Origin of the sequence: Pantoea cypripedii, assembly GCF_011395035.1 — a bacterium.
Taxonomy (GTDB): domain Bacteria; phylum Pseudomonadota; class Gammaproteobacteria; order Enterobacterales; family Enterobacteriaceae; genus Pantoea; species Pantoea cypripedii_A.
In genome coordinates this window covers 1,031,836-1,048,346 of record NZ_CP024770.1, presented here as the reverse complement: position 1 = coordinate 1,048,346, position 16,511 = coordinate 1,031,836, and the positions used below count along the sequence as shown (strand labels likewise).

General features: G+C 53.2%; 14 protein-coding genes. 8 read left to right on the top strand and 6 right to left on the bottom strand.

The window, feature by feature from the left end; genetic code table 11:
• Window positions 1-28: 28 nt before the first annotated feature.
• Window positions 29-1,198, bottom strand: a complete 1,170-nt coding sequence (locus CUN67_RS28265; RefSeq protein ID WP_084879402.1) for a UxaA family hydrolase — start codon at window positions 1,196-1,198, stop codon at window positions 29-31.
• Between the two features lie 2 nt (window positions 1,199-1,200).
• On the bottom strand, window positions 1,201-1,485 hold the full coding sequence (locus CUN67_RS28260; RefSeq protein WP_084879401.1) for a UxaA family hydrolase: 285 nt from the start codon (window positions 1,483-1,485) through the stop codon (window positions 1,201-1,203).
• Window positions 1,486-1,875: 390 nt separating this feature from the next.
• Between CUN67_RS28260 and hisD the strand changes: the two genes are divergently transcribed.
• From hisD to CUN67_RS28235, 5 genes are all read left to right on the top strand, one after another.
• Entirely contained in the window at window positions 1,876-3,189 is a 1,314-nt protein-coding gene (gene hisD / locus CUN67_RS28255) for a histidinol dehydrogenase (RefSeq protein WP_208718781.1), read from the top strand.
• Window positions 3,190-3,198: 9 nt separating this feature from the next.
• Window positions 3,199-3,945, top strand: coding sequence for an SDR family NAD(P)-dependent oxidoreductase (locus CUN67_RS28250; protein ID WP_208718780.1), 747 nt, complete (start codon window positions 3,199-3,201; stop codon window positions 3,943-3,945).
• 29 nt (window positions 3,946-3,974) lie between these two features.
• Window positions 3,975-5,303 (top strand): MFS transporter, encoded by a 1,329-nt coding sequence (locus tag CUN67_RS28245; RefSeq protein ID WP_208718778.1) that lies wholly within the window; start codon window positions 3,975-3,977, stop codon window positions 5,301-5,303.
• A gap of 6 nt (window positions 5,304-5,309) precedes the next feature.
• Window positions 5,310-6,317, top strand: coding sequence for an alcohol dehydrogenase catalytic domain-containing protein (locus tag CUN67_RS28240; protein WP_208718776.1), 1,008 nt, complete (start codon window positions 5,310-5,312; stop codon window positions 6,315-6,317).
• Window positions 6,318-6,520: 203 nt separating this feature from the next.
• A complete protein-coding gene (locus CUN67_RS28235) occupies window positions 6,521-7,477 on the top strand; it encodes an Abi family protein (RefSeq protein WP_208718774.1) in 957 nt (318 codons plus the stop codon).
• Window positions 7,478-7,586: 109 nt separating this feature from the next.
• Here CUN67_RS28235 and CUN67_RS28230 read toward each other — a convergent pair whose 3' ends face one another.
• From CUN67_RS28230 to CUN67_RS28220, 3 genes are read right to left on the bottom strand one after another with little or no spacing between them, the layout of a single operon-like run.
• Window positions 7,587-8,231 carry an isochorismatase family cysteine hydrolase gene (locus CUN67_RS28230; RefSeq protein WP_208718772.1) on the bottom strand — a complete coding sequence of 215 codons (645 nt, stop codon included), beginning with the start codon at window positions 8,229-8,231 and terminating at the stop codon, window positions 7,587-7,589.
• Window positions 8,232-8,234: 3 nt separating this feature from the next.
• Window positions 8,235-9,056 carry an N-formylglutamate amidohydrolase gene (locus tag CUN67_RS28225; protein ID WP_208718770.1) on the bottom strand — a complete coding sequence of 274 codons (822 nt, stop codon included), beginning with the start codon at window positions 9,054-9,056 and terminating at the stop codon, window positions 8,235-8,237.
• Window positions 9,053-9,904, bottom strand: a complete 852-nt coding sequence (locus CUN67_RS28220; protein ID WP_208718768.1) for a MurR/RpiR family transcriptional regulator — start codon at window positions 9,902-9,904, stop codon at window positions 9,053-9,055. The genes CUN67_RS28225 and CUN67_RS28220 overlap by 4 nt, the downstream gene beginning before the upstream one ends.
• A 182-nt stretch (window positions 9,905-10,086) precedes the next feature.
• Between CUN67_RS28220 and CUN67_RS28215 the strand changes: the two genes are divergently transcribed.
• The 3 genes from CUN67_RS28215 to CUN67_RS28205 all read left to right on the top strand — a co-directional run bounded on the left by CUN67_RS28215 (window position 10,087) and on the right by CUN67_RS28205 (window position 14,338).
• Window positions 10,087-11,451, top strand: a complete 1,365-nt coding sequence (locus tag CUN67_RS28215) for a glutamine synthetase family protein (protein WP_208718766.1) — start codon at window positions 10,087-10,089, stop codon at window positions 11,449-11,451.
• Between the two features lie 89 nt (window positions 11,452-11,540).
• Window positions 11,541-13,007 (top strand): APC family permease, encoded by a 1,467-nt coding sequence (locus CUN67_RS28210; protein WP_208718764.1) that lies wholly within the window; start codon window positions 11,541-11,543, stop codon window positions 13,005-13,007.
• On the top strand, window positions 13,004-14,338 hold the full coding sequence (locus CUN67_RS28205; RefSeq protein ID WP_208718762.1) for an aspartate aminotransferase family protein: 1,335 nt from the start codon (window positions 13,004-13,006) through the stop codon (window positions 14,336-14,338). Before CUN67_RS28210 ends, CUN67_RS28205 begins: the two co-directional genes overlap by 4 nt.
• Before the next feature lie 44 nt (window positions 14,339-14,382).
• On the opposite strand, the gene CUN67_RS28200 is transcribed toward CUN67_RS28205, so the two are convergent.
• Window positions 14,383-16,431 (bottom strand): GAF domain-containing protein, encoded by a 2,049-nt coding sequence (locus CUN67_RS28200; protein WP_208718760.1) that lies wholly within the window; start codon window positions 16,429-16,431, stop codon window positions 14,383-14,385.
• Window positions 16,432-16,511: the final 80 nt, after the last annotated feature.

Sequence of the window (16,511 nt, the reverse complement as noted above, 5' to 3'; positions counted from 1 at the left end):
ACGCCCGCCAGAGAAGGCGGGGAGGGGGTTAAGCACTTTCGAAAATACGGGTGAGTACGAACTCCCGATGTCCCAGTGCCTCGGCCGCCGTCAGGCGACCATTCGCTGTGCGCAGCAGACACTCCAGCAACGCATCGCCAGCACCGTCCAGATTCATTTCGCGCCGCAGCACGGCTGAGACATCGACATCAATATGTTCAGACATGGTGCGCACCGTGCGCGGGTTGGCGCAGACTTTAATCACCGGCAGGATAGGATTGCCGATAACGTTGCCCTGGCCGGTCGGGAAGAAATGCGCCACATAACCCCCGGCAGCGCACAGCGTCACCATCTCTGCGGCGGCTGAGGAAGAATCCATAAACCACAGCCCTGGCCCGGTGGGGGTCTCGGCTTTATCCAGCACCCCATCCACGCGGCACTTTTTCCCGATTTTCTGAATGTTGCCCAGCGCTTTTTCTTCGATGGTGGTCAGGCCGCCTTCGATATTGCCTTTGGTCGGTTGTGATTCAGACAGGTCACTGGTTTTCCAGCGATCGATCATCGCGCTGTAGCGATCAAACATGAACTGAAACTTCTGCCGCACATCAGCATTAGCACAGCGTGCTGCCACCAGATGTTCACCGCCGGTCAGCTCTGACGTTTCACCAAACAGCAGGGTGTTGCCGTTTTCATACAGACGATCAAACAAATTGCCAACGGAAGGATTCGCGCCGCAGCCGGAGGTGGTATCCGATTCACCGCATTTGGTCGAGACCCATAACTCGCTGATATCGCAGGTTTCGCGTTGTAGCTCCGAGGCATATTGCGAGAATTCACGCGCTTTGCGGGAAGCCGCACAGATGGTGTTGTGATCGCCGTTTTGCTCGATCCAGAATCCTGCCACCGGTTTGCCCGTGGCCTGGATGCCGTCCACCACCCGCTTTGTCCAGCCCGGCTCGATACCAATCACGATGACTGCGGCAACGTTCGGGTTGCAGCCAGTGCCGATCAGGGTGCGGAAGTGTAATTCCAGGTCTTCGCCAAACTGCAAACGTCCATAGGGATGTGGCAGGGCGATAGTGCCTTTTATATTATTGGCCACCGCTTCTGCCGCCGCGTTGGAGATATCATCCACCGGCAGCACAATGACATGGTTGCGAATGCCAACGCGACCATTCGCGCGACGATAACCTGCAAACTGGCGTCCTGTGATTTCCATAATTACCACCTTTTGGTTTTGACGTTATGTACATGGAGATGCTCGCCCTGCTTAATCGCCGCGACGACCCGGCCAATGTCTTCGCCATACTTAATGACGGTGTCATTCACCGCCAGATCGCGAATCGCCAGCTTGTGGCCGATGGGAATGGCATCCTTAACCGCAAACTCAATGGTTTTGTTTTGATCCATGATCCATCCGGTCAGGGTCTGGCCCGCCTCGATACCTTCCACTACGACCACCCCGACAGAATCACCATCATCGTGTACGACAAAATCGATACTCATAACTGCCTCCGTTAGTGCACAACAAATGAACTCATGTATATGACATATATTAAATGACCTGACAGGGCAAAAATTATTACGTCCTGGCATCTGTTTTTGGGAGGCGCTTCACGAATAGCGGTTGAAGGCCATGATGAGTGAGAAATGAAAATGCAGTAATCGATTAAATCGATGATTGATAATACTTTATTTTCTATGCATCGAACGATGTGACTAAAATGTGATCGCGCCGGAACTTCCGGCGACTGAAGCCGATCGTGATCACTTTTTGTTCACATGCCTTTTGCAGTTACCTTCATAGCTCACTATAGATAGTTCTAGTCATGTATATGACACAGGAATCCGCACCATCGCTTATTGTCGGAAATCCATCAATCTCTGGAGATGCGTATGTCAGTTACCTGGTTAAAAAAAGCAAGTAAAACGCCGAAATCCAACACCTCTGAAGCTCGTCGCGTGGTGGAGGACATGCTTGCCACCATCAAAGAACAGGGTGAAGAGGCGGTACGTCACTACGCCAGCAAACTCGATAACTGGTCCGGTGACATCATTCTGACGCGGGATAACATCGCGGCGCAGATCCGTGAAGTGCCTGCCGACGTGCGCCGCGACATCGACTACGCCATCGATCAGGTTTATACCTTTGCCTGCGCGCAACGCGCTTCGGTGAAAGATTTTGAAGTCCGCCTGCCGTCGGGGCTGGTGGCGGGGCAAAAAGTGTTGCCGGTGACAACGGTCGGTTGTTATGCCCCGGCAGGGCGCTACGCGCATATCGCTTCTGCTTATATGGGCGTGGCGACGGCGAAAGCGGCTGGGGTGAAAAATATCATCGCCTGTTCAGGTCCTTATCTCGGGCAGTCGATCCATCCTTGCGTTCTCTACGCTTTTCAGCGGGCTGGCGCTGACACCATTATGACGCTGGGCGGTGTGCAGGCGATTGCTTCGATGGCGTGGGGATTATTTACCGGCAAAGCGGCGGATGTGGTGGTGGGGCCGGGAAATAAGTTTGTCGCTGAGGCCAAGCGCACGCTGTTTGGTCAGGTGGGTATTGACGTTTTTGCCGGTCCCTCCGAGGTGGCGGTGATTGCTGATGACAGCGCGGATGCCGACATCGTTGCCAGCGATCTGGTGGGGCAGGCTGAGCATGGTCATGAATCCCCCGCATGGCTGTTCACCACCTCACGCTCGCTGGCGGAAGCGGTGATGCACAAGGTGCCACAGTTGATCGATCAACTGCCGCCAGTGGCCCGTGATGCGGCAAGCTGCGCCTGGCGTGACTATGGTGAAGTAATTTTATGTGACAGCCGCGAAGAGATGGTCGACATCTCCGATCGCTACGCGTCGGAACACCTCGAAGTTCATACCCGCGACCTGGACTGGTGGCGCGACTCCCTCAGCTGCTATGGCTCGCTGTTTCTGGGTGAAGAAACCACCGTCGCCTTTGGCGATAAATGCAGCGGCCCCAACCATGTATTGCCGACCAAAGGTGCCGCGCGCTATTCCGGCGGGTTATCGGTACACAAATTCCTCAAGACGCTCACCTGGCAGCAAATGACACGCGAAGCGGTGCCGCAGATCGCGGAGACCACCGCGCGTATTTCCCGGCTGGAAGGGATGGAAGCACACGCACGGACTGCCGAAGTGCGGCTGGAGAAATACTTCCCCAGCGATACCTTCCAGCTCGGCATGCCAGTGACGCGCTAAGGAGATCCTATGCATCCTGCAACGTTATTCGATTTACAGGGTAAAACCGCGCTGGTGACGGGCGGAGGGAGTGGTATCGGTGCGGCGATGGCCGAGGCGCTGGCGGCCGCTGGTGCTGCGGTGATTCTGGCGGCGCGGCGTGAAACGCAGCTGGCCGAAACCGCTCAGCGGCTGGGCGGTGCAGCACGTTATCTGTGCGCCGATATCACCCGCCAGGCGGAACTGACCGCGCTGGCTGCGGATTGCGGCGCGGTGGACATTCTGGTGAATGCCGCCGGGGTGAATCTGCGTCAGCCGTTTGAAGAGGTCAGCGAGGCTGCCTGGGACCAGCAACTGGCGTTGCATCTCAAAGCCCCTTTCTTCCTGACGCAGGCGCTGGCACCCGGCATGGCGCAGCGCGGCTGGGGGCGCATCATCAATATCGCTTCGCTGCAATCTTCACGGGCCTTTGACAACAGCGCGCCATACGGGGCAGGCAAGGGGGGCATCGTCCAGCTAACCCGCGCCATCGCGCAGCGCTGGGGCCGTGAAGGCATCACCTGCAATGCCATCGGTCCCGGTTTCTTTCCCACGGCATTAACCGGTCCGGTGTTTGCCGACGATGCGCTGCGTGAACGGCACGCCGCCCATACCTGTCTGGGCCGTAATGGTGAAATGACGGATTTGCATGGCATAACGCTGTTTCTCGCCAGCAACGCCAGCGCCTATATCACCGGGCAAACCCTGATGGTCGATGGCGGCTATAGCGCCATCTGATCTTTCCCTTCAGCGCAGAGGAACATATCATGCAAAAACCTGCTGCCGGTAACCTGCGACGCGTCACCCTGTCGAGCCTGTTCGGATCGACGATTGAATGGTATGACTTTTTTCTCTACGGCACCGTGGCCGGGATGGTGTTTAACAAACTCTACTTCCCGGAAGGTGACCCCTTTATTACTACGCTGCTTTCCTACGGCGTATTTGCGATTGGCTTTCTGACTCGTCCACTGGGAGCCATTATCTTTGGTCATTTCGGTGACACCCTGGGCCGCAAGAAGATGTTGATACTGACCCTGGTGATTATGGGCGGGGCGACGGTGTTTATCGGGCTGATACCCAGTTATCACCAGATTGGCCTGTGGGCACCTTGCCTGCTCATTCTGTGTCGTCTGATCCAGGGTATCGGCCTGGGAGGCGAATGGGGTGGGGCGGTGCTGATGACATTCGAGTCTTCACCCGAGAAGCATCGCGCGTTTTTCGCCAGTATTCCGCAGGTGGGGATGTCGCTGGGGTTGTTGCTGGCCTCTGCAGCCATTGGGTTGGCGTCTTTGCTGTTACCCGATGAAGCCTTTATGTCATGGGGCTGGCGCGTGCCATTCCTGCTTAGTGGCGTGTTTGTCATCATCGGAACCTATATCCGCAAAAACGTGGCGGAAACGCAGGATTTCCTCAAAGCGCAGCAGGAACAGAAAAATGCCCCTAAACGTATCCCGCTGGTGGAGCTGTTCCGCAAAAACACCGGTGTGGTGTTCACCTGTATGGGCATGCGTTTGATTGATGGTGTGTTCTTCAATATTTTCGGCGTATTTTCGCTGACCTGGCTGACGCAGACGCTGCATATCCCGCGCGATCAGGCGATCGTTGCCATTCTGGCGAGCGCCCTGGTGATGAGTTTCTTCATCCCGTTCTGGGGTTATATGGCTGACCGCTGGGGGCGCGCGCGCATCTTTGCCATGGGAGCCACCCTGTCGGGACTTTCCGCCTTCCCGGCGTTCGCCCTGATGTATAACCATCCTGACAATATCTGGCTGGTCTGGACCGCGATTGTTATCCCGTTCGGTATTTTCCATGCGGCGGTGTTCGGTACGTTGTCATCGGTCTACTCGGAATGTTTTGACGCTTCGGTGCGCTATACCGGCATTTCATTTGCCTATCAGATCTCCGGCGTGTTTGCTGGTGGCCTGACGCCGGTGCTGGCCACCATTTTCTCGGACATGCTGGGCGGCAAGCCCTGGCTTATCTGCGCCTATGTCCTGATTATCGGCCTGACCAGCGCCGTCTGCGCCGTCTACCTGTGGCGTCGCACCCATGGTGCGGGCAGCATCAATCTCCCCCGTTCTATCCTGATTAAGTGAGGAAGCATGAAAGCGCTTGTCTATACCCGCCCGCTGGGCGTTGAAATCCAGGAACGTCCTTACCCACAGCTACCGGAAGGGGGCGATCAGGTGGTGATTCGCATAGCGGCAGCGGGCATCTGTGGATCAGATATGCATGCGTTCCATGGCAAAGATCCCCGCCGCCAGCCGGGTCTGGTGCTGGGACATGAGCTGGCAGGGGAGATTGTGGAAAGCCAGTCAGCACGTTTTCAACCGGGGCAGCGGGTGACTGCCAACCCGTTAATCACCTGTGGGCAGTGTGAGTATTGTCGTCAGGGACGTGACAACCTGTGCAGTGACCGCCATATGATCGGCATGGACTGGCCCGGTGCGTTTGCGGAATATATGGCGATTCCGGCGCGTTCAGTGGTGGCATTACCCGCGGGTATCTCGTTGCAGCACGCGGCGATCACCGAACCGGCCGCCACTGTGGTTCATGCGTTGCGCCTGACCCAGCGGGCATTGCAGATGCCACTGGCGGAGGCTAACGCGCTGGTGATCGGGGGTGGGGCGATTGGTCTGCTGACGGTGCTGGTGTTGCGCGCCTGGGGATGCCGCCAGATAACCCTTGCGGAAACCAATCCGTTACGTGCCGAAGCGGCAGAGCGTCATAGCGGATGTGCCAGCATCAACCCGATTGAGACGCCGGTAGAGGCGTCAGGTCATCAGCTGGTTATCGATGCCGTTGGCGCCGGGCCAACAAGGAAACTGGCGGTGCACGCGGTGAAACCGGGTGGAGTGATTATGCATATCGGTTTGCAGGATTGGGACAGCGAGATTGATATGCGCAAAATCACTCTCAGCGAGGTCACGTTGCTGGGGACTTACACCTACACCATGGAAGATTTCCATCTGACGTTATCGATGCTGGAGCAGGGCGCATTGGGCGAGTTGGGCTGGGTGGAACAGCGGGCGTTGCAGCAAGGGGCAAATGCTTTTGACGATCTGGAGTCGCAACGCGTTTCCTCGGCTAAAATTTTGCTTATCCCTTGAGGAGGGTTAAGCGGGATGCTGCGATGCCACTTTTCTGGTTTATCGGGGCCGGAAACAACAAAAGCGCCTGAGGCGCTTTTGTTGTTTGGACAAACACCCTACTGAAATTCAGGTACCTGACCGCTTTCTGCATATGTATTATGTATGTACAGGGAACCACATATGCGTTCATTACCCGGGACTTTACCAGCAAGGAGAAGCTGTTGCAACCACAAGACTATGCCGCAATTGAGAGGTCAGTTTCTTCGGCCCGCATCCGTTCCTATACTGTTCTCACCAGTAATGGATCTCTTGAGCAATGCATTGGCGCATATTTATGGAATAAGCGCGTCGGGGCAGCCCTTTTTCCGTTGCTGCAGTGCCTGGAAGTCACTCTTCGTAACGCAGTGCACAATGCAGCGACAAAACATTTTAATACACCGGATTGGTATGACCCACTGACAAGATTGGCAGGCAATGACTACTTTCGGGCGTTTATTACTAAAAATCCGGAATTAGCTCAGGATTTTTATCGAAAAAGCGTGAGTAGTGGTAGCCGAAAAGGTAAGAAAATCTGGACTTCGCGCCACGAGAGCATGCTGGCGCAGGCGAAAAAAAAATTACAGGACGCAGGAAAACCCCAGGAGGCAAATGCCATCGTTGCCGAGTTAATGTTTGGGTTTTGGCTGGGAATGTTTGAAAAGAACTATCACGATCTCAATACTCAGAATCGGTTATGGCCGCATCTGGAACCCGTTGTTTTCCCAAATTTACTTCCCTCACAACGTCGACACAGTGATGTTTACCAGATTCTGTATCCAATTAAGGAGTTGAGAAATCGGATGGCACACCATGAACCTATCTGGAAGCATCCGACTGCCAACACCGTGAAGGCTGCCATTCAGATGTTGAACAATACCATTAATAACTCGGTTTCGTTGATCAGGGGAATGAGTAAAGAACGGGGAGCTTTACTTCATGAATCCGGCATTGAGGGGACTGCCAGGGCAATCTGCCGCAGAGAGGTGTTGAATTTCTATTTGTCCGGGCGGGTATCCAGAGAAGTTTCTGTTCGACGTCTCAAACGCGACCTCATTCGACACATTGATGGTAAATATCTTTATCCGTCATCTTATTATCAGAATGGAAAGGAAACCGTTTTTCTTAACTTAGGGATGTGATGACTTCATGCTGTGACAAAAAGTCATCACTTCTATCGACGACATTCCTTACATGCAAAAAAACAGCGCGATAAATCGCGCCGTTACAGAATGTGCTTTAGGGTGAAGATTACGCCGACAGCTCGCTTAAAAATTCCTGCGTAGTGATTTGACGGCAATAGCCTTTGATTGCATTGAGCGAGTTTTGCTGACGTTCCGGCGAGAGCGTGGCGCAGGCATCGGTCACCAGCGTCACCAGATACCCGAGGTCACAGGCATCGCGCACCGCGCTTTCGATGCATTGGTCGGTAAGGAATCCGGCAATCACCAGATAACGGGTGCCGAGGTTGCGCAGCACATAATCAATATTGGTGGAAATAAACACGCTGGAGGAGCTCTTGGGCAGGACGATTTCATCGTCCTCAGGGGCGATAGCATCTAAAACCTGCGCATCCCAGGAATCACGCGGGACATTAAAGCCGGTAATTTTGTAATCCAGACTGCGATCCCGGCCATCTTTGGTCAGGCTCTCGATCACCGTGTACATCACTTCAACTTTTTCGGCGCGACAGGCTGCCTGGATTTTTTGCATATTGCCCAGGGTTTCGCGTTCGATGATGTCAAAAAAATAGCCAAACTGTGCATTCTGTTCCGCCGCAGACATCCCCACATACTCACCACCATCGCGCCGGGCATTGTAGTTCTGCACATCAATAAAAAGCAGCGTGGCGGATTCTTTCTCAATAGCAATGTTGCGGCTGGTTGGATTAAACATCGATTACGCTTCCTTTTTAAATTGATGGCTGACAATGTCTTCCCAGCATTGGGTGAAAATCGGTGCCAAATCCTCAGCCCACGTCAGTTGTCCCGCTGGGTGACCGATCAGATCCTGGCGCAATTCAATTTCGACATAATGCAGGTCGTTCTTCACCGCATGCTGAGGTACGGCGTAATCCGTTTCATCGGATACCGAATAAGGTTGATTATCGCCGACTGTCCAGCGCTGGCTTTGTTGCAGCTGTTCGAGGATCGCCAGCGCATAGTCGGCCTTGTGCTGGTAAAGCACGCCAATCTCCCACGGACGTTGCTCACCGTGAAACACCGGGGTGAAGCTGTGCATCGCCAGCAAACAGGTAGGGATGCCCAGCGCTTTACGTTCTGCCAGTATCTCCCGAATCGCCGCATGATAAGGCTCAAAGATTTCCGTCTGGCGCTGGTCACGATCGTGCTGGCTGAGCGTCATATTGCCGGGTACCAGGGTGGCTTCTGATATCGTCGGGATTGAGCTGGGAATCCCAGGATTGCGGTTACAATCAATCACCAGCCGGGAATAGATTTGATGGACCAGTGGGGCATTGAGCAGCTGGCTCAGATGGCGGGAAACCGCCAGCACCCCGATGTCCCAGCCAATGTGACGGTCAATCTCCGATTGTGGTAAGCCCAGATCACCCAGGCGGCGGGGGATGCGTTTCCCGCCATGATCGCACAGGATCAAAAAAGGTGAATGGCCGGTGCGATTTTCGACGATAAAGGGTGCGGGTTCATCTGGAAACAAGAGTGGTGCGCTCACGTCTAACGTTACCTCATCTGGAAAAGTCATTTAGATTTTGCATTCAATGAAAGGGGACCCAGCGCTTCCCATTGCTTCAGCCGTTCCACGGTTTTATCACCCTGGTTTTCCATAATGGCGGCGATAATGGCGTCAATCAGCACAATCCCGGCAGAGTAACCATCAAACAACCACGGGGTTTCGACATGAATGGGCAGCACCACTTTGGCAAGGGAAGCAATGGGAGAGAGTTGCGTGTCAGTGATAGCGATCAGGGTGGCGCCACGCGCCACAATCTCCTGCGCCAGCTGGTACATATCCTGTTGATAGCGACGAAAATCGAATAACACGAACACATCATTTTTATTGGCATCAATGATTTGTTGAATACGGTCGTGATGATTTTCTGATAACACATCCACACCGCGCCGGACCTGTTGCAGGTTGCGCCCGAAATACATCGCCAGTGACTGGCTGATGCGCCCGCCACCCAACATGACATGATGTTCTTTAGCACCGATTAAGCGTGTTGCCTCGGTAATCTCATACTCGGGGATATCACGCAGCGAATACTGGATAGCAAGCACAGACGATTTAATGGCCGCTTCGATCAGCGCTGAAGGGCTTTCATTAGTGACCCAGTTTTCCAGGCGTTGCAACGGCCCTTTGGCCTGTTCGGAAATTTCATCCCGTAACGCCTGTTGAAAATCAACAAAACCACCAAACCCCATACGGCGGGCAAAACGCACCACCGAGGGCAGACTGACTCCGGCCTGATCAGCCAGCGTTTGCACTGTTCCTAAACCCGCCCTGGGATAATCCGCCAGCATAGCTCGCGCTATTTTTCGTTCAGCAGGGCTGAGTTCCGCCATGCTGTCTTTAATTTGTTGTGCCAGCACACCTGCTCTCCTTCACCACACCTGTTGCGGCATTGACACCAGGACAGTGCCACAACCGGTCCGATTCAGCTATACGAATTTAATATATATTACACATATTGATTTTAAGTCGATTGTGTAACATATATTAAAAAATCTCAAGCGCGGTCATCAGTAAATAGCAGACGGGAGTTTTCGGTGTAATGGATAAAGTAGCGGCAGTAGAAAATAATCAATCCATTGATTCTCAATGTGAAAGTCTTATCGCGAGTGGTGTTGCCACTGTGTTTGCCAGCCTGGTGGATTCCGCTGGCGTGATTCGTGGCAAGTCCATTCCGGTCACTCGCCTGAAAACCATCAGCCAGTCCGGTGTCGGCGCTTCTCCATCCTGGGCGTTATTTTGCGCCGATAATGCCATCGCCTGGATCCCGGCGTTTTCGGCGGTGGGTGACGATCGCCTGCGTGCTGATCTTTCCGCGCTGGTGAAGCTGAAGGATGGATTTTGCTGGGCACCTGTTGATGTCTTTGAACAGGAGGGCGAACGCGCGGCGTGGTGCTCACGCCATTTCCTGCGCAGCCAGGTTGAAGCCCTGCAGGCGGCGGGCATTGAGACCCTGGCGGCGGGTGAACTGGAGTTTTATCTGTTGCCGGAAGACGCAGATGCATCAGTCGGTCACTGGCATGCCTACGGCATGGGGGCTTTGCTGGACAGAGAAGCTGCGGTTAATGACATCGTGAACACGCTTGGTGAAGCCGGAGTCGGCCTTGAGCAGTTTCATGCGGAATATGGCACCGCCCAGTATGAATTGTCACTCGCCCCGGCAGATCCCGTGACCGCCATTGATCGGCTGGTTCTGACGCGCATTCTGCTGGGCCGTATCGCGCGCAAGCATCAGTTAAGGATCAGTTTCTCGCCGAAGCCGTTTGACGGCGGGGCTGGCAATGGCGCGCATCTGCATTTCTCCTTTACCCGTCAGGGCAAACCGTTACTGGCTGGTGGGGAGGGTGCTTATGGCATCACGGCGGAAGGGGGCAATTTAATTGCCGGGATTGTCCACTATTTGCCTGAGCTGGTGGCGTTGCTGGCCCCTTCGGTACTTTCCGCCGATCGCCTTCAGCCGGGACATTGGTCCGGTGCTTATGCCTGCTGGGGACTGGAAAATCGCGAGGCGGCGGTACGTTACTGTGCCGCAAATCCAGCAAATCCCTACGGCGCCCATCTGGAAGTGAAGTGTATTGACCCTTCGGCGAATCCCTATATCGCCTGTGGCGCGGTGCTCGGTATGGCACTGGCAGGGCAAACTCAGTCAATGCCTCTGCCCGAGGCCACCCAGGCCGCCCCCGCCGATTTCTCTGAACAACAGCGCAGTGAGAAACAGATCAAGCGTCTGATTTATTCGCAGGCTGATGCCCTGACCCGGCTGGAGCGCAGCGAGCTGGCTCAGGCGTTGTTCCGTCCGGAACTGCTGGGCGCATTGATTGCGGTGCGTCGTCATGAACACGAAAGTTATGGCCATCTGCCATTAAAAACCACCACTGAGAAGTTCCGCTTTGCATGGTCCGTGTGACCGAAAAATTGCACCATTTTTGCCTGACCAACACCGGGGAAACCCATTAACAACTCGCTAAACAATCACGTTGTATGAGGGTGAGAGAGATGAATAATGCACCAAATAAAAAGCGAAATTTAAAGCTTTGGGAAGCACTGGCCCTGTCGCTGGGCATGGTAGGACCGACCTTAGCCATGTCCGGCAATGCACAGGGATTAATTGATTCAGTTGGGAAAGCGTTGCCTATCGTTTTTGTGCTGGGTCTGGTGGGGATTGCGCTTATCGCCTACGGCTTTATCCGCCTGACGCGCTTTTATAACCATGCGGGCAGCGCCTATGGTCTGGTGGGCAAAACCATCGGCCCACGCGCGGGATTCTTCTCCGGTTTTGCCATTATGGGAACCTATCTGTTCTTCTCGATTGCCACCCTGGCGGCCTTAGGCGCGTTTACCAATGCGTTCCTTCAGGCGTTATTTCCTGCCTCACATATTGAGATTCCGTGGATTGTCACCGCGGCGGTCGGGGTGGTTTTTAGCTGGATTCTGAACTCGCGTGATGGGCAGACCGTGGCGCGCGTGCTGATGGTGATTGAAGGGGTGGGGATCATCCTGATGCTGGTGCTGGCTGCGGTCATTATCATCCATCAACCGGCAACCACCGAACAACATGCTTCATTGTTCAGCCTGAATGGTGTCAGTTTCCAGGCGGTGATGGCGGCGGTAGTGGCGGCGTTTCTCTCCTGGGCGGGCTTTGAAGCCTGCGCTACGCTGGGAGAGGAAACAGAAAACCCGCAACGTAACATTCCGCTGGCGTTGCTGGGTTCCATCGTGCTGACCGGGATTTTGTTTGTTGGCATGATGTATGTGCAGACCCTGGGTTTTGGCACCAGTGAGGCCGGGCTGAATGCCTTTAAAAATTCCGCTAACTCGCTGGGTACGCTGTCGCAAACCTATGTCGGCACGGTGTTTTCGCTGTGCATGTTGTTCACCGCTATGATGTCCGCGTTTGCTGCCAATCTCTCCGCTGCCGCAACCTCCAGCCGCCTGTTGTTTGCTTTAGCGCGCGATGGCTTTGGTCACAGCTGTTTTGCCGAGGTTTCGGCCAAAACCCATCAACCACGTAATGCGCTGACGTTAGTCTTAGTCGTAAGTTTGCTGGTGGACGTTGCCGCCTGGCTGACGGGTAAACCCTCGATGGGCACGGGCAACAGCGCGATTGACGCCTACTTCTATTTTGCGGTGATCGGCTCAGTTTGTCTGATGATTACCTATCTGATGATTGAGTCAGGCGTCATCAACTTTATCACCCGCATGGGCCAGAACATCCCTAAATGGGAGCTGTTATTGCCGGTGCTGGGCATCGTCATCATGGTCGTTTCCCTCTATTACAACGTGGTAGGTCAGGAAGATTTATTTAGCCCGGCGCTGGTGGCTTTCTACTGGTGTATCGCCGGACTGACCATCATTGTCTCAGCGCCGCGTCTGGTGCGAAATATTGGTTTGTCCTTATCGGAAGAGTTTTCCGCTCCGGCTGAACCCCTCACCACTGCTATCCCACAGAAGGAGTCAGTATGAGTCAGGCTATTTTTCCGCCAGAAGCGGAGGCGCTTTATCAGCGTGATGCGCAATCGATTGCTGGGATTGAAAAACTGCGTTTTTTCCCGCTGACGGTTGCATCAGGTGAAGGGTGCTGGTTAACCGAAGTGGGAGGACGAAAACTGCTCGATCTGTCGGCGACCTGGACGGCCTGCGGTCTGGGGCACGGGCACCGCAAAATCACCGAAGCCATGATGAAAGCGGCGCAGACACCGGCCGGAGCCGGAGGGCTGTCGGCGGTGCATCCTGATTCCGTCGGGCTGGCCGAAGATTTGCTGGCGATCACACCGGGCAAAGGGGATCGCTGCGTCTACCTTGGTCACGCTGGCAGTGATGCCAACGATGTCGCGCTGCGCGCCTGTCGCCTGGCCTCGGGCAAACGCAAAGTCGTAGCCTTTGCCCATGGCTACCATGGCGGCATTGGGCTGGCAATGAAGGTTTCAGGGGTGCATATTTCGGCAGGCAGTGCCGCCGATCCCGATCTTTACCTCGCGACCTATCCCAATCCCTTCCGCCCGCATATCGCGGGCAAAGACCCGGTTAAGGCCAGCGTGGAAGCCAGTTTGCACGAAGTGCAGGCCCAGCTGGAGCAGGGGGATGTGGCCTGTGTGATTGTCGAACCCATCTTATCCGATGGTGGCATGGTGGTGCCCCCGGCAGGTTTTCTGGCCGGATTACACCAGTTATGTATCAACGCTGGTGTGCCGCTGATTTGCGATGAGGTCAAAATGGGGCTGGGCCGCCCCGGGCTGCTGCACGCCTTCCAGCATGAGAATATCGCGCCGGAAATTGTGACCTTCGGTAAGGTGCTGGGTGGCGGTTTACCGCTCTCAGCCACGGTGGGTCCCAAAGAAATCCTCGGCGGACCCGCCGCCCATGCTTTGTTAACCACTGCGGGCAATCCCATCTGTACTGCCGTTGGGCGTGCGGTGCTGAATGTGCTGGAAACGGAGGAACTGCCGCAGCGTGCCGCCCAGTCCGGTCAGTACTTTATGCAGATGCTGCGTGACCTGGCGAAGGATCTCCCGGTTATCGGGGATGTGCGTGGTCATGGTCTGGCGATTGGCGTGGAGTTAATCGCTGTTGATGGCAGCCAAAGACCGGACCGTATTCTGGCGCAGAAAGTGGTGTATCAGGCCTGGAAAGAAGGTCTGGTGGTGTATTACGTGGGTGGCAATGTGCTGGAGATTACACCGCCGCTAATTATTACCTCTGATGAAATCGACTACGCGATTGAAAAACTGGCGCTGGCCATTCGTAAAGCACCACAGGTAACGGATGCCGAAATCAAAGCCTATGCCGGGTGGTGAGGGATATAACGGCAGATGGCCATTAACCTGGCCATCTGTGCGCATCAGGAATAAATCCGGTTCATATGACATGACAGGCTTATCATAAGAAAATCATCTGGATTGGCAAGACTCAGATTGGTGAGTGATTCAAATTTTCGCAGCCGTTGGTAAAGCGTATTAATATGAATATTCAGCTCCCTGGCTGTCAGCACGGTTGACTGGCTGTTTTTAAGATATGACCGCAAGGTGGCGATTAAAACGGCCCCTTTATCGCCGGTGTCCAATACCGGAGCAAGGATATCGTAAACAAATGTTTTGAGTTCTTCACTGTTGTGTTTAGTAAATAATCTTTCAATGCCGGTATTGCTAAAATTAAGAATACCGGGGCGCTGCCGGGTTTTGAGTACATCCAGTGCCGTACCAGCCTGTTGGTGGCTGATAATAATCTTTTCTTTGGTGGTGATGGGGCTTAGTCCAACCTGAAAATTATGCTGAAGATAGTGGTCCCCACGTATTTTTTCTTCAATAACACTCAGTTTGCCATTCACGTTATCTGAATGAAATATAACAACCTCATCATTTTCGACATAGAACGCTGAATGATTGAGCCCTGTCTTGCCGACCAGATGATTTTTTATGGTGATAAAGGCCAGGTCATTCAGTGTGGTGTTGAAGGGCGATAATCTGATACACATTATCCAGCTTTTAAAATGAAAACCGATATCAAGCAGGTTGCGTTCATGCTTAGCAGATAACCCATAGCGGATGATCTCCTGAAAGATAAAGGCGATCTTTTTGTGAGTGATAATAACCGCACTGGTTCGTTTCATGATCTCCATCACCACGAAGTCACGGATTCGTGCGGCGATAACAGAATTCAATTCATCAATGTCGTAGCCATTGATAATGATAAAGCCAACCAGGAAATCGTCATTAGTCAGAGGGTAAATAAGGCATTCACCATCGGTGATCACGTCACTGGTATTGTCATGAGCTTTATGGATGTGAGAGAGCGTATCCCAGGTATAATGCTGGCTTCTGGCATTGAAATAACGATGACCAAGAATATCGATATAGCTCATGGCTGAATTCACCCGGGCGGAGAGCTGTTCGATGAACTCATCTAGTCTGTTGAATTTGGTCGATAAATTTATCATGTCAGCATGGAGATCCACGCTCACCTTTAACAACCGGTTTTGTTTTTCGAGTTGTGACTTGAGCGTTTCCACCTCACGCAAACTGGCGGCTTTCTCATCATATAAACGGGCATTGCGCCAGGCCAATGCAACCTGAGAGGCGAAGGTTTCCAGTAAGGATACCGCCAGCGAGTTAAATACTGAATGCCGTTTCAGGGAAAGTATTGTCAATGTGCCATAACAGGTTTGTTGATCTAACACCGGGACACATAACAGGGCATTGGCGATTGGGTTATTTTTCATGATCGCTTCACGAACTGTTGAGTGTTCGGTGAAACTGTTTAATATTTCTTCCCTGGAGTTAACTAAAATCGATGATCGGCTTTCGAAAGCTTTACCGGAGATGGACTGCTGCGGTGTGACAGAGTATTCATAATAGTTATTCTCAAACCCCAGCATCGCAACCGGAATTAACAGGTTCTTTTCTTTATCGTAGATACGAAAAATCGCTGCATCACTGTGCGGAATGGTTTTCAGTGCGCCTTCAATCACATGCTGCAAAATGACTTCATGCGATAAACCTGAGGCCAGATGCCAGGTGTTATCGCTGACCTTTCTGAACATAAAGTTTTGATACTTAATAACGCCAGAGAGAAAGTACACTTTGATGTCATTGATTAATGCATGTACAACGCAATTCTCAGTTTCAATATTAATATTTTTAATATGTATCTTCAGAGAGTCAATATAAAGACACACAGCTTCAATAATGATCTCCTGCGGTCGGATTTGGTGGCTAAGAATATATGACTCGTTGCGCTCATCAATGTTTTCATCCGCATCTTTCAATGCATCATCATAACGCCGTGCCGAAAGGCTGACATTAACCTGCGCCTGCGAATAATAGCGCTGAACAATTGAGGTTATCGCTGATGCATGATCGGGCACTGCGATGCTATGTGTATCTTCATACATAAAATAAACCTTTCTGATGTGTGTTCACACATAGTTATTTTTCACTTTTTTTGCAAGTGTAGCAAGGGCGAAGAAAAGGT

Bases quoted from the DNA above. Each gene is read 5' to 3' on its own strand.
- CUN67_RS28225 (WP_208718770.1), bottom strand. From the start codon at position 9,056: ATGACTTTTCCAGATGAGGTAACGTTAGACGTGAGCGCACCACTCTTG.
- hisD (WP_208718781.1), top strand. From the start codon at position 1,876: ATGTCAGTTACCTGGTTAAAAAAAGCAAGTAAAACGCCGAAATCCAAC.
- CUN67_RS28205 (WP_208718762.1), top strand. From the start codon at position 13,004: ATGAGTCAGGCTATTTTTCCGCCAGAAGCGGAGGCGCTTTATCAGCGT.
- CUN67_RS28250 (WP_208718780.1), top strand. From the start codon at position 3,199: ATGCATCCTGCAACGTTATTCGATTTACAGGGTAAAACCGCGCTGGTG.
- CUN67_RS28210 (WP_208718764.1), top strand. From the start codon at position 11,541: ATGAATAATGCACCAAATAAAAAGCGAAATTTAAAGCTTTGGGAAGCA.
- CUN67_RS28240 (WP_208718776.1), top strand. From the start codon at position 5,310: ATGAAAGCGCTTGTCTATACCCGCCCGCTGGGCGTTGAAATCCAGGAA.
- CUN67_RS28200 (WP_208718760.1), bottom strand. From the start codon at position 16,431: ATGTATGAAGATACACATAGCATCGCAGTGCCCGATCATGCATCAGCG.
- CUN67_RS28260 (WP_084879401.1), bottom strand. From the start codon at position 1,485: ATGAGTATCGATTTTGTCGTACACGATGATGGTGATTCTGTCGGGGTG.
- CUN67_RS28265 (WP_084879402.1), bottom strand. From the start codon at position 1,198: ATGGAAATCACAGGACGCCAGTTTGCAGGTTATCGTCGCGCGAATGGT.
- CUN67_RS28230 (WP_208718772.1), bottom strand. From the start codon at position 8,231: ATGTTTAATCCAACCAGCCGCAACATTGCTATTGAGAAAGAATCCGCC.
- CUN67_RS28245 (WP_208718778.1), top strand. From the start codon at position 3,975: ATGCAAAAACCTGCTGCCGGTAACCTGCGACGCGTCACCCTGTCGAGC.
- CUN67_RS28215 (WP_208718766.1), top strand. From the start codon at position 10,087: ATGGATAAAGTAGCGGCAGTAGAAAATAATCAATCCATTGATTCTCAA.